Source organism: Agrobacterium vitis, from assembly GCF_013337045.2.
Lineage (GTDB): Bacteria > Pseudomonadota > Alphaproteobacteria > Rhizobiales > Rhizobiaceae > Allorhizobium > Allorhizobium vitis_B.
On record NZ_CP118259.1, the window covers coordinates 2,648,372 to 2,660,857 of the forward strand.

The following is a 12,486-nucleotide window of genomic DNA, read 5'->3' on the forward strand; positions in this document are numbered from 1 at the left end:
CCGACGAAAAAAGTGAGGTGCGGCATGGAACAAATGCCGCACCTGAATTTCTTTTAAAAAACATTGAATTTTAAAACGATTGAAACGATTTCAATCGTTTCAATGACTTAAGGCCCCATTTTCCTCCTGAACAACATCTGTTACGCGATAACCAGTGGTAACGTTTTTGGGAGCATTAGGACATGAGTGAGAGACTTGAAGACATCGCCGTCAAGATGATGGCCGATGGCAAGGGCCTTCTGGCAGCGGACGAGTCCACGTCCACCATCAAGAAGCGTTTCGACACGATTGGCCTCGAATCCACCGAAACCAGCCGCCGCGACTACCGCGAAATGCTGTTTCGCTCCGACGAGGCAATGAAAAAATACATTTCCGGCGTCATTCTCTATGAAGAGACGCTGTACCAGAAGGCTGCCGACGGCACGCCTTTCGTTGACATCATCAAGGCCGCCGGCTCCATCCCAGGTATCAAGGTCGATACCGGCGCCAAGCCAATGGCCGGTTTCCCGGGCGAAACCCTGACGGAAGGCCTGGACGGCCTGCGTGAGCGTCTCGCCAATTACTACAAGGCCGGTGCCCGCTTTGCCAAGTGGCGCGGCGTTATCGCCATTGCCGATGGCCTACCGACCTGGGGTTCGATCAAAGCCAATAGCCAGGCGCTCGCCTATTATGCCGCCCTGTGCCAGGAAGCCGGCATCGTGCCGATCGTTGAGCCGGAAGTGCTGATGGATGGCGCACCGGGTACCCACGACATTGCCAAATGTGCCGAAGTGACGGAATGGGTGCTACGCACCGTGTTCCAGGATCTCTACGACGCCCGCGTCAATCTCGAAGGCATGATCCTGAAGCCCAACATGATCATCGACGGCAAGAATGCCCGCAAGGCCTCTGTCGAAGAAGTTGCAGCTGCGACCGTCAAGGTGCTGAAGGCAACGGTTCCTTCCTCCGTTCCCGGCATCGCCTTCCTGTCCGGCGGCCAGAGCACAGAGGAAGCAACCGCGCATCTCTCCGCGATGAATGCCGGTTACGACATGCCCTGGACCCTGACCTATTCCTATGGCCGCGCCCTTCAGGATAGCGCCATTAAGACTTGGGGTGGCCGCAGCGAAAATGTTGCCGCCGGTCAGCGTGCCTTCACCCACCGCGCCCGCATGAACAGCTTGGCCGCGACTGGCACCTGGAAACAGGACCTGGAAAAGGCCGCTTGAGGTCACGCATCGAACAGATTTGATCCTGCACATTGAAGCCCCACCACAACCGGTGGGGCTTTTTTCTTGTCACCCTGACAGGATTTCATCTTCATTTCGGCAAAGCCGCTGCTATCAAGATCACGGTTGTTCATTACGTATCACCGGCAGCAAGGCCAACCATGATCTCCATTCCTTTCATCACGCTCGACGTCTTTACCGTTGAGCGGTTTCGCGGCAATCCTCTGGCGGTCATTCTCGATGGGCGCGGGCTGTCGGATGCGACGATGCAGGCCATTGCCGCCGAGTTCGGCTATTCTGAAACCACCTTCGTCCTGCCTCCGACAGACGCGGCCAATACCGCGCAGGTGCGAATCTTCACGCCTGTCATGGAAATACCTTTTGCCGGTCATCCCAATGTTGGCACCGCCATCGCCCTTGCGGGCCAATCGACCTTGTTCGGCCAGTCCCTTGGCGACGATCTGCGCTTTGAGGAAAAAGCCGGTCTCGTCACCGTTCAACTGAGCCGCGATGACAATGGTCTGGTGAATGCCCGCATCCGTGCGCCCCAGCCTCTTTTTGTCAGCGGCCCGGTGGCAACGGCCGATCTGGCCGCCGCCATGTGCTTGGCTGAGAGTGACATTCAAACCGCAAACCATGCTCCGGCCTTTATCTCGGTAGGGTTGAAATTCATCGCAGCGGAGTTGACCGATCTCGTCGCCCTTGGCCGCAGCAAGCCTGATCTTGCCGCTCTCGGCCGTCTGGTCGAAATCCATGCCGACCAGGAAACGGATGGCGCAACCTTCCTCTATTGCCGGATGTCGGAAAACCATATCCGCGCCCGGATGTTTTCACCTTTCGACAATGTCGCGGAAGATCCGGCGACCGGCAGCGCCTCGGCGGCACTTGCCGCCTATCTGGCACAGCGGGCACCGGAAGCCGATCTTGACCAGACGCTGGTGATCGAACAGGGTGTTGAAATGGGTCGCCGCAGCCTGATAACAGTCACCGTCCAGAAAGCGGACGGCAACGTCATCCGAACCGAGATTTCAGGCCACGCTGTGACCGTCATGCAGGGCACGCTCAGCATTGATCGTTGATCCACGCCATACAGAAACGGAAAACCAGCAATGCAATCAGCTCTGCGGGACGCATGGAAGCATCTGATCCCGGACGTGGCGCCGATCAGTTCTTCAGAACAGGCCCGCTCCGCCCTTGGCGCGGCGCTGGGCATTCTGGTCACCGGCTTCATCAGTGCCTTTTTGTTGGGATATTTTTGGCCGGAGCAAGCTACAAGCCTGCCGGTGCTGATCGCGCCGATGGGAGCCTCCGCCGTGCTGCTGTTTGCAGTCCCCACCAGTCCGCTTGCCCAACCCTGGTCAATCCTTGGGGGCAATCTTTGCGCCGCATTGATTGGTGTGACCGTAGCACAATGGGTGCCGGATCTGCTGCTTGCCAGCGCGCTCGCCATCGGCGGTGCGATTGCCGCGATGATTGCGTTGCGCTGCCTGCATCCGCCAAGCGGCGCCATCGCGCTGACTGCCGTGCTCGGCGGTCCGGGCATTCATGCGCTCGGCTATGGCTTCGTGCTCTGGCCGGTGGCTGGCAATTCCCTGCTGCTTCTGGCCAGCGCGCTGCTCTATAACCGGCTTGCGGGCCGCCGTTATCCGCATCGCGCCAAGCCTGCTTTGCCGCAAACGCCCGGCATTGCTGATACCGCAGGCTTCCAGCGCCGCGATCTCGATGACGTCCTGAAGGATTACGATGCCTTTCTCGACATCGACCGCGACGACCTAGAGGATATCCTGCGCCGCACGGAGCTGCGCGCCTATCGCCGTCGCAGCAGCCATACGACCTGCGGCGCGGTGATGATTGCGGGCATTGCCGCCCTCTCCCCCGATACCACGCTGAGCGAGGCGCTGCACCGCCTGCGCCAAAGCCGCGTCAAGGCTTTGCCGGTGACCGCCGAAGACGCCACCATTCTCGGCATCGTCACGCAGACCGACCTGATGGACAAGGCAAGCTGGTCACGGGGCAAGCCGGTGATCGGTCTTGGCCGACGGCTGGCGCTGGCCTTGCAAGGCGCCTCTGCGCCAAACGGCACGGTCAAGGACATCATGACCACACCGGTGCGCACCGTCACGCCCGACGCACCGCTGTCCGAAGCAATCGTCACCTTTGCCGAAGCGGCCCTACATCATTTGCCTGTCATCAACGCCCAGGCAAAGCTGATCGGCATGATCGCCCAAACAGATGTATTGATGGCCATGGTGCAGGCCTCAAACCAGAAAGCGAAATAGGAAAAATCATTGAGAATGACCTTTCATATCAGGCCAACAGCAAATTAAGGCCATAAAAAATCGTTTCCATTCGCCTACGGGCGGTCCTGCTTTGGAGGAGAGGCGATGCTTTTTGTGATGGCAATCATGTTGGCTGCGGCACAAACGCCTGATTTCCCTGCCCCACCAACCACCTGCGCGCAAGCCAAGGCGACCGATACCGCGCCAGCAGATCAACTCGAACTGCTGGACCAATTTAGAGCTCATCTTGCCAAGGCAGATCTGGAACGATTGGATCAGGCGCTTCCACGCAGCAGCAATGGTGGGATTGCCAAATGCGATGCTGTCGAGGGCAGTCGCGCATCATGCGAGGTGACGGCCTATATGCCCGCAATTGAAAACACTGGACTTATGGCACAATTTCTCGACTTCATCTGCCCCAAGAAATTCTGAATGCAGTCATCCACCATAGTGGGTACACGGCGGTGTAGGCAGCGCAAAAATCTGCAGCGGTTTTGCGATAAACCACAGACCTCAAGCAAGAAAACAAATGCTGAAAGCTTGCACCATACCTTAGAGCATCGGACCGAAAATAGGAATCGGAACGATGCTCTAAGTTTTTGTTTACGCATCGGATTTATCCGAAAACCGGTTCCCACTTTTCGGTCCGATGCTCTAAGGCCGCACCAGCAGTGTTACAGTCCATATAATAAAGGCCAGCACTGCAAGCTTCCAGAAGTCGCTGCGCTTTCGAAGGAATGGCAAGCCGAGCGGCCGGATCAGTTGCACGGCCATCGCCAGGATCAGAAAGGCGGATATTGCCTTGTTCATGTCTTTGGTCGCTACCTCTACGAAGCCAACGCATTTTAGCAGGAATAAAGCGCTTGTCCTCGGTCATACTGATATCACCGGGCAAAGGGAAGCAGGCTTTGCTTGGCCATCATCTGGTGGTTTGCGCCATACCCATAATACCAAGTCTCGAAGATGCTCACGCATCCTCGTCTTGAAGGCATTGCAAATATCTCAAACGCAGCAGAGGCTTGAGATATTTGCAAAGGGAATACCAAGAGTCATTTTCAATGACCCTTGGTATAGCTCGAAAATCACCTGCTGTAACGTCGCAGTAACGACAGTTTGCCATAATTCATAAATCGACCCCATTCCGGGGAATAATGGCCCCACGCATTCCGCGACCTGCCACGCTTGGCCTTCGCCTCGACCCGTTCCGAAGTGATTTTGCATGACCCGAAACCTGCTTCCTGTTCTCTCCCTCTTGCTTGGCACGCTTTTTCTGTTCCTTGGCAATGGCCTGCACGGGCTGCTTCTGCCGGTGCGTGGGTCCTTTGAAGGCTATTCCAACGAAGTGCTCGGCCTGCTCGGTACGTCCTGGGCGGCGGGCTTTGTGCTTGGCTGTTTCATTGCGCCCAAGCTGGTGATGCGGGTTGGCCATGTCCGGGCCTTTTCCTGCTTCATCGCCATTATCGCCATCATTTCGCTGATCACCGGCCTGGTCGTCGAGCAATATTCATGGGTTGCCCTGCGAACGCTGACCGGCTTTTGCACCGCCGGCACCTCGATGATCATCGAAAGCTGGCTGAACGAGAGGGCCAGCAACGAGAGCCGTGGCTCGATCTTTTCCTTCTACATTTCCGTCACCCTGTTCGGGGTGGTCGGCGGCCAGATGATGGTGGCTTTCGGCAATATTCACACGCCGACGCTGTTCATGATCTGCGGCATTCTCTATTGCCTGGCCATGCTGCCCACCACCATGTCCAACGCCGCCTCGCCGCAGCCGTTGAAATCCGTCAAGCTGGATCTGCCGAAACTCTATCGAAATTCGCCCGTGTCCTTTGTCGGTATTCTGCTGATCGGCATTGCCAACGGCGCTTACGGCACCCTGGTGGCGGTGTTCGGCGCCCGCGTCGGCCTGCCGGATGTGATGATTGCCAGCATGTTGAGCATTACGATCTTTGCCGGTGCGGCCGCCCAGTTTCCGGCTGGCCGCCTGTCAGACCATACGGACCGGCGCTATGTTCTGGCCGGTATTGCCTCGGTCGCCCTGGTGGCCGCCCTTCTGCTTCTGGTGGTACGGCCACAGGCCGCCTTTATCCTGATCCCGCTTGTGGCGCTCTATGGGGCGGCGGCCAATTCGCTCTATCCGATTGCTGTGGCCCATGCCAATGACTTTGCCGACAGCGGCGATTTCGTCAAAGTGTCCGGCGGCCTGCTGCTGCTGTTTGGCATCGGTACGATTATCGGCCCGACCATCGGCGGCCCTGTCATGACATGGTTCGGTCCCTATGCATTGTTTGGGGTCACCGCCACCGCCCATGCTCTGCTGGTTGCCTATGCGATTTTCCGCAGCCGGTTGCGCCCCACCCTCACCTCCGAGGAAAAAGAGAATTTTTCCACAGGCCATGGCCCGGTCTCGACCATGATGGCCACCCCGCAATCGGCAACACTTGACCCAAGAGCTGAACGCATGGACATCAGTGGTGAAGAGCCAGCAAACAAGGAGGCATGAGCCATGATGGAAGACCCAGACCGCCCGCGCAAACCACCGGAACACGAGATCGGCTGCGACCTTTCTCTCCTGTCGGCAAGCGAACTGGAGATGCGAATCACTTTGCTAAAACAGGAAATCGCCCGTCTCGAGACGGAAAAATCCAGCAAGATGGCTGGAAAAGCGGCAGCTGAATCGCTGTTTCGCCCTTTAAAGTAGCAGGGCATGGTTCAAAATATTACAGCTGCGCAATATGGTAAAGTTCGCCCATTGAACCCCCATATGTCACGGCTAGCAACGCCGCTTTGATCTATCCCGATGCAGTATTAACACAATATTAAGCATTTTATGCGAATGTATAACCTGTCCGGTTCTTCTGGATTCAGACGGTTTCACCAAATGGCGATTTGGTCTGATTTTTCTCCCTGTTTTACCTTGAGAGCCGCTTTTGCGGCTCTTTTTTTATGCCTTTCGACTTTACCTAAAACTGTGGGAATTAACCCTTTCTTAAGAAACGACTTGCGCATTTGGGGTATTGGTAGCATCGTTCGCCCATGAAATTGGCGCTGGACTTCGTTAACCGCCGCGCTACGTCAATAAGTGATGCGTAAGACAGGGAAAATGTCGATGTCGGAACTTGGATTGAATACGGTCAGCTTTGCCGGGCGCGCGGCTTCGTCGTCGCAGTTCAAGGCGACCTATGCAGAAGGCATGGGGCTGGTCGAAGAAACCGCCGCATATCTTGACGGCCCCGGCCGTTCTGCTGCGAAGGTTCTGCCCCGCATGGCCTCCGTGCTCTATGCAGCTGAATCCATGCGCCTGACCACGCGCCTGATGCAGATGGCTTCCTGGCTCCTGTTGCAGCGCGCCGTCAATAATGGCGAAATGTCACGCGACCAGGTGATTTCCGAAAAGAGCAAGGTCCGTCTGGATGGCTTCAATGTCGACCGCAACGCGCCAGGCTGGAATGATCTGCCGGAATCCTTCCGCGACCTGATCGAACGCTCGCTGCGCCTGCAGAACCGGATTGCCCTGCTGGACCGCGAAATCTATCGCCCGAATGACACATCCATCGTGCCGGACAATGAGAACAGCGTCCAGGCCCAGTTGAACCTGCTGCGCACGGCCTTCAACGCCAACTGAGCATCTTTGCTTAGACACCATGCAGACGGATGAGTTCTGCGTGGTAATCTCGGATTTTTAAAACCCGGCCTGCCCTGCAGAGCCGGGTTTTTCGTGTTGGTACGCAGGATTGAGGATGCATAATCAGAAAAGGCATTAACGCGCCGTACAAACCAAAAAAGCCCGGTCGAGGGACCGGGCTTTTTTGGAAGACATGCAAACGATGACTTAGAGGCCGAGGCCGCCGAAACGCTTGTTGAACTTGGAGAGACGACCGCCGCGGTCCATGAGCTGCTGGTTGCCGCCGGTCCAGGCCGGATGCGACTTGGAGTCGATGTCGAGGTTCATGACCTGACCTTCGGTGCCCCAGGTCGAAAATGTTTCGTACTCGGTGCCATCGGTCATGACGACCTTGATCTTGTGGTATTCGGGATGAATGTTAGCCTTCATGACGGTCTTCCTGATGTGCCGGGGGGTCTATTTGCCGCAATTGCGTCAGCCGACCCAATTCAATACATGAAGCCGGAGACTGGTAATGTCGCGGGCTTCCCAATTTGATGGGCTGCCTATACATGAAGGTCGCAAGGATAACAAGGCCCCCAGCGCATAAGCTGGGATGGCAGGGGCGGAGTAGGGATCAGTGTCGGAAAACCAAGAACGCCAGGCAAAATCGAGCCGTAGTCTGAAGCCTCTCGCCAGGCTCAACCCTTACCTGATGCGGTATCGCGGCATGGCATTGGCCGCCCTGGTGTTTCTGGCTCTCGCCGCCGTCACCACGCTGGCGCTGCCGCTGGCCGTGCGCCGGATGATCGACCACGGCATGGCCTCTGCCGATGCCGGTTTCATCAACAAGTATTTTGCCATGCTGATCGTTCTGGCGCTGATCATGGCCGCGTCCAGCGCGCTGCGCTATTATTATGTCATCACCATTGGCGAGCGGATCGTCTCGGATATCCGCCGCGAAGTGTTCGATCATGTCAGCCGCCTGTCACCTGCGTTTTTCGACGTCAACCAATCGGGCGAAATCGTCTCGCGGCTGACAGCCGACGCCACCCAGATCAAATCCGCCGTCGGCGCCAGCGCTTCGGTGGCATTGCGCAATATCATCATGTGTTTCGGCGCCATGGGCATGATGATCTATACCAGCCCGAAACTGTCGGTGATGGTGCTTGCTGCCATTCCCGTCATCGTCTTTCCGCTGATTGCCTTTGGCCGCTCGGTGCGCCGCCGCTCCCGCCTTGCCCAGGACAGGCTGGCAGAGGCCGCAGCCTTTGCTGGCGAAAGCATCGGGGCTGCCCGCACGGTCCAGGCCTTCAACGGCGAGGCCGCTGCCAGCGCCCGTTACGGCGCCGCCGTCGAACAGGCTTTCCAGGCCGCCCGCATCGCCACACGCTCGCGCGCCATCCTGACCGGCGTCGCCATCACGCTGGTATTCGGCAGCATTGTCGGCGTGCTCTGGTATGGCGCCCAAAGCGTGTTGGGCGGTACGATGTCGGCGGGAACCCTGGGCCAATTCCTGCTCTATTCCGTCATTGCCGCCTCATCGCTTGGCCAATTGTCCGAGGTCTGGGGCGAATTGATGCAGGCCGGCGGGGCCGCCGAACGGCTGACGGAGCTGCTGGCCGAGGTCTCTGCCGTGCAATCGCCAGACCATCCAAAACCCTTGCCCACCCCTGCGCGCGGCGAAGTGTGGTTTGAGAATGTCGAGTTTTCCTATCCCAGCCGCCCGGGGCGCTCCGCCGTCAAAGGCCTGAGCTTTGCCGTCGATGCCGGGGAAACCGTGGCGATCGTCGGTCCCTCCGGCGCAGGCAAAAGCACGATCTTCTCGCTGATCCTGCGCTTCTACGATCCGACAAGCGGGCGCATCTGTCTTGATGGCAGTGATCTGCGCGACGTGTCAACGGAGGCATTGCGCGGCAGCATTGCCATCGTACCCCAGGATGTGACGATCTTTTCCGGCACGATCCACGATAATATTGCCTTCAGCTGCCCCGATGCCAGCCGCGAGGCGGTAATCGTTGCTGCCCGCGCCGCCCAGGCCACCGAATTCATCGACCGGCTAGACCATGGCTTTGACACGCAGGTCGGTGAGCGTGGCATCACGCTGTCAGGCGGCCAGCGCCAGCGTATCGCCATTGCCCGCGCCATCCTGAAGGATGCGCCGGTCCTGCTGCTGGACGAGGCGACCTCGGCGCTGGATGCCGAAAGCGAGACGCTGGTGCAGAAGGCACTGGACGAGCTGATGAAATCGCGCACCACCATCGTCATTGCCCACAGGCTGGCCACCGTGCTGAAAGCCGACCGGATTCTGGTCATCGATGACGGCAAGGTGGTGGAACAGGGTACCCACCAAAGCCTGATCCAGCAGGGCGGCATCTATGCCCGGCTGGCCCGGCTGCAATTCCAGAGCGGAGCGCAGGATTTCCTGGCAGAAGCGAAGTAACCCATCAGGACGGGCTGGCCGCGAGAACATTGCGGCCCGCCACCCTTCCGGAAAACAGGCAGCCGCCGAGAAATGTGCCTTCCAGCGCGTTATAGCCGTGCATGCCGCCACCGCCGAAGCCTGAGACCTCGCCTGCCGCATAAAGGCCAGGCACCGGCTCGCCGGACATTTCCAGCACCCTGCCCTCAAGGTCGGTCTGCAAACCGCCCAATGTCTTGCGGGTCAAGATATGCAGGCGCACGGCGATTAACGGGCCCTTGGCCGGATCGAGCAGCCGATGCGGTGCAGCAGTCCGCATCAATTTATCGCCAAGATAGCGCCGGGCGCCTCTGATGGCGGTGATCTGCGCATCCTTGCTGAAAGTGTTGGCGATCTCCCGGTCCCGCGCCTCGATCTGGCGGCGGAGATGGGCAGGGTCCAACCGGCTCTCTCCGCTGATCGCGTTCATCTTCGCCACCAGTTCCTCCAGATCCGTGCTGACGGCAAAATCCTCACCCCGCTCCATGAAGGCCAGGACCGGACCGGTCGGGCGCTTGCCGAGCCGCTTCAGCAGGAGGCGGATATTGCGGCCGGTCAGATCCGGGTTTTGCTCCGAGCCTGACAGTGCGAATTCCTTCTTGATGATCGCCTCGGTCAGGATGAACCAGCTATAATCACTGCCCCGCTCACGCAGGATTTTCAGCGTGGCAAGCGTATCAAACCCCGGCATGGCGGGCGATGGCAGCCGATTGCCATCGGCATCGCACCAGAAGGAGGATGGGCCCGGCAGAATACGAATGCCATGATCCGGCCAGATCGGGTCGTGGTTCTTCACACCCTCGGTATAATGCCACATGCGGTCGCGGTTGATGACACTGCCGCCCGCCTGCTCGGTAATGGCGATCATACGCCCATCAACATGGGCAGGCACGCCGCAAACCATGGTGGCAGGTGGCTGACCCAGCCGGTCGACCGGCCAGTTCTGCCGCACCAGTTGATGGTTACCACCAATGCCACCGGACGCAACAATGACCGCCTGCGCGGAATAGGTGAAATTGCCGAAAGGCTGACGGCTGCTCTTTTCGCCCCGTAAAACCGCATCATTGGCCAGCACTGTGCCGGAGACGCCCGTCACCCGCCCGTCCCGGCGCTCCAGCGCATCGACCTGATGGCGAAAGCGGAAGGTGATGCGCCCGGCCTCGGCCAGCGTCTTTGCCAATTTGAGGAACGGTTCCAGCACGCCCGGCCCTGTCCCCCAGGTAACATGGAAGCGCGGCACCGAATTTCCATGGCCATCGGCAAGCTGCCCTCCCCGCTCCGCCCAGCCAACAACCGGGAACCAGCGCATGCCCATCTGATGCAGCCATGCCCGTTTCTCACCCGCGGCAAAGTGCAGATAGGCCTGCGCCCAACGTCGAGGCCAATGATCCTCCGGCCGGTCAAAGCCTGCCGAGCCAAACCAGTCCTGCTCGGCCAGCGCCAGGCTGTCACGCACCCGCATCAAGCGTTGCTCGGGACTGTCGATGAAAAACAAACCGCCCAGCGACCAGAAAGCCTGCCCGCCCAGGTTCTGCTCCCCCTCCTGATCGACGATGCAGACCGTCAAGCCCCGCCCCGCCGCCTCGGTTGCCGCAACCAACCCCGCCAGCCCAGCGCCAACCACGATCACGTCGAACTCGTCCATCACGCCCTCCCAAGCACATTTCGCTGCCATTCTCTCCCTGGCAGAAAAACTTACTTTTACGCGAACGTCAAAATAGAGCAAGCGTAAGACAGGTTGTACTCTTCAAAAGCTCTTGTTTGGCGAGGGGTTTAAAAGCTCCGCTCAGGCGTACAATTCGTATAACTTTGTCGCTCTTTTATTGGACATGGGAGCAGAAAATATCGGCAGGCGGACGAAGGGCAAAGCCAAGAGCCACACCCATTCATCTGCCTGTCTCACCGCTCCGTCAGTTTCAGCTCGATCCGCCGGTTCTGGGCGCGGGCTTCAGGCGTGTCGCCCGGGGCAATCGGTTGGAATTCGCCGAAACCGGCAGCAGCCAGACGGTCGGCGGGGACGCCCTTGGAGATCAGGAACTTGACCACCGAGACGGCGCGGGCAGCCGACAGCGCCCAATTGTCGGGATAGCGGCCATTGCCTGAAAGCTGGACATTGTCCGTATGGCCGTCGACGCGCAGCACCCAGTTGATATCAGGGGGAATTTCCTTGGCAAGGTCGATGAGCGCATTGGCGAGCTTGACCATTTCCTCCTGGCCTTGCGGGTTCATGTCGGCCCCGCCGGAGGGAAACAGCACTTCTGACTGGAACACGAAACGGTCGCCGACGATGCGAATATTCTGACGGTCCGACAGAATTTCGCGCAGACGTCCGAAAAAGTCGGAGCGATAGCGATTGAGTTCCTGCACCTTCTGGGCCAGGGCCACATTCAGCCGCCGTCCGAGATCAGCGATTTTCGCTTGCGAATTCTGGTCCTTGGCCTCCGAGGCCTGCAAGGCCTGTTCGACCGCAGCAATTTGGGCGCGAAGTGCGGCGATCTGCTGGTTCAACAGATCGATCTGGCTCATGGCACGGGCGCTGACCTGCTGCTGCTCATCGAGCTTGCCGCTCAACTCGCCAATCTTCGCCTGGGCCTGGGCCGAATTTCCGGCGCCGGTGTCGAGCAGCGATTGCAAGCGGCTGCGTTCCTTCTCGGACGTATCCAGCGAGGATTGCAGGTTGGCCAGCGCGTCTTCCAGATCCTGCTTGCCGCCTTTTTCCAGCGCCAGCATTTGCGTCAGTTCGGCAATCTGGTTGTTCAGCCGGTTCAACACCTCGTCCTTGCCGGAAATTTCCCGGCTGAGCACGAATTGCGCCACCACGAAAACGGTGAGCAGGAACATTATGGCGATTAGCAGGGTCGATAAGGCATCGACAAAGCCCGGCCAATAATCGGCGCCGCGATCCCGCTTGCGGTTGCGCCCCAGGGCCATGGT

Annotated in this window: 13 protein-coding genes; 8 read left to right on the forward strand and 5 right to left on the reverse strand. The window is 58.8% G+C overall.

Annotated elements, in window-relative coordinates; genetic code table 11:
* Positions 1 to 182 precede the first annotated feature (182 nt).
* A complete protein-coding gene (locus tag G6L01_RS12825) occupies positions 183 to 1,208 on the forward strand; it encodes a class I fructose-bisphosphate aldolase (RefSeq protein WP_070166716.1) in 1,026 nt (341 codons plus the stop codon).
* 2 nt (positions 1,209 to 1,210) lie between these two features.
* Here G6L01_RS12825 and G6L01_RS12830 read toward each other — a convergent pair whose 3' ends face one another.
* Positions 1,211 to 1,342 carry a hypothetical protein gene (locus G6L01_RS12830; protein ID WP_272950995.1) on the reverse strand — a complete coding sequence of 44 codons (132 nt, stop codon included), beginning with the start codon at positions 1,340 to 1,342 and terminating at the stop codon, positions 1,211 to 1,213.
* Between the two features lie 27 nt (positions 1,343 to 1,369).
* On the opposite strand from G6L01_RS12830, the gene G6L01_RS12835 reads away from it, so the two are divergent.
* The 3 genes from G6L01_RS12835 (at position 1,370) to G6L01_RS12845 (ending at position 3,919) form a co-directional block, all read left to right on the forward strand.
* Positions 1,370 to 2,287: a PhzF family phenazine biosynthesis protein gene (locus tag G6L01_RS12835; protein WP_070166717.1), complete on the forward strand. Its 918-nt coding sequence runs from the start codon at positions 1,370 to 1,372 to the stop codon at positions 2,285 to 2,287.
* 30 nt (positions 2,288 to 2,317) lie between these two features.
* The gene (locus tag G6L01_RS12840) at positions 2,318 to 3,487 is read left to right on the forward strand and encodes an HPP family protein (protein WP_139190350.1); all 1,170 of its coding nucleotides are present in this window, start codon (positions 2,318 to 2,320) and stop codon (positions 3,485 to 3,487) included.
* Positions 3,488 to 3,592: 105 nt separating this feature from the next.
* Complete coding sequence (locus tag G6L01_RS12845; RefSeq protein WP_070166719.1) at positions 3,593 to 3,919, forward strand: hypothetical protein; 327 nt, start codon at positions 3,593 to 3,595, stop codon at positions 3,917 to 3,919.
* Positions 3,920 to 4,103: 184 nt separating this feature from the next.
* Here the strand turns inward: G6L01_RS12845 and G6L01_RS12850 are convergent, their stop codons facing one another.
* Complete coding sequence (locus G6L01_RS12850) at positions 4,104 to 4,364, reverse strand: hypothetical protein (protein WP_174089264.1); 261 nt, start codon at positions 4,362 to 4,364, stop codon at positions 4,104 to 4,106.
* A 342-nt stretch (positions 4,365 to 4,706) separates the two neighbouring features.
* Here G6L01_RS12850 and G6L01_RS12855 point away from each other — a divergent pair, with 342 nt between their 5' ends.
* The 3 genes from G6L01_RS12855 to rcdA all read left to right on the forward strand — a co-directional run bounded on the left by G6L01_RS12855 (position 4,707) and on the right by rcdA (position 7,112).
* Positions 4,707 to 5,990: an MFS transporter gene (locus tag G6L01_RS12855; protein WP_070166722.1), complete on the forward strand. Its 1,284-nt coding sequence runs from the start codon at positions 4,707 to 4,709 to the stop codon at positions 5,988 to 5,990.
* A 3-nt stretch (positions 5,991 to 5,993) separates the two neighbouring features.
* Positions 5,994 to 6,188: a DUF1192 domain-containing protein gene (locus G6L01_RS12860; RefSeq protein WP_070166724.1), complete on the forward strand. Its 195-nt coding sequence runs from the start codon at positions 5,994 to 5,996 to the stop codon at positions 6,186 to 6,188.
* A 408-nt stretch (positions 6,189 to 6,596) separates the two neighbouring features.
* A complete protein-coding gene (gene rcdA / locus G6L01_RS12865; RefSeq protein ID WP_015917048.1) occupies positions 6,597 to 7,112 on the forward strand; it encodes a protease adaptor protein RcdA in 516 nt (171 codons plus the stop codon).
* 207 nt (positions 7,113 to 7,319) lie between these two features.
* Here rcdA and rpmE read toward each other — a convergent pair whose 3' ends face one another.
* The gene (gene rpmE / locus G6L01_RS12870; RefSeq protein ID WP_015917049.1) at positions 7,320 to 7,541 is read right to left on the reverse strand and encodes a 50S ribosomal protein L31; all 222 of its coding nucleotides are present in this window, start codon (positions 7,539 to 7,541) and stop codon (positions 7,320 to 7,322) included.
* A gap of 190 nt (positions 7,542 to 7,731) precedes the next feature.
* On the opposite strand from rpmE, the gene G6L01_RS12875 reads away from it, so the two are divergent.
* A complete protein-coding gene (locus G6L01_RS12875) occupies positions 7,732 to 9,534 on the forward strand; it encodes an ABC transporter transmembrane domain-containing protein (protein WP_070166726.1) in 1,803 nt (600 codons plus the stop codon).
* A gap of 4 nt (positions 9,535 to 9,538) precedes the next feature.
* Here the strand turns inward: G6L01_RS12875 and G6L01_RS12880 are convergent, their stop codons facing one another.
* A complete protein-coding gene (locus tag G6L01_RS12880; protein ID WP_070166728.1) occupies positions 9,539 to 11,197 on the reverse strand; it encodes an FAD-binding dehydrogenase in 1,659 nt (552 codons plus the stop codon).
* 254 nt (positions 11,198 to 11,451) lie between these two features.
* Positions 11,452 to 12,483, reverse strand: coding sequence for a peptidoglycan -binding protein (locus tag G6L01_RS12885; RefSeq protein WP_070166729.1), 1,032 nt, complete (start codon positions 12,481 to 12,483; stop codon positions 11,452 to 11,454).
* Between the last annotated feature and the right edge of the window lie 3 nt (positions 12,484 to 12,486).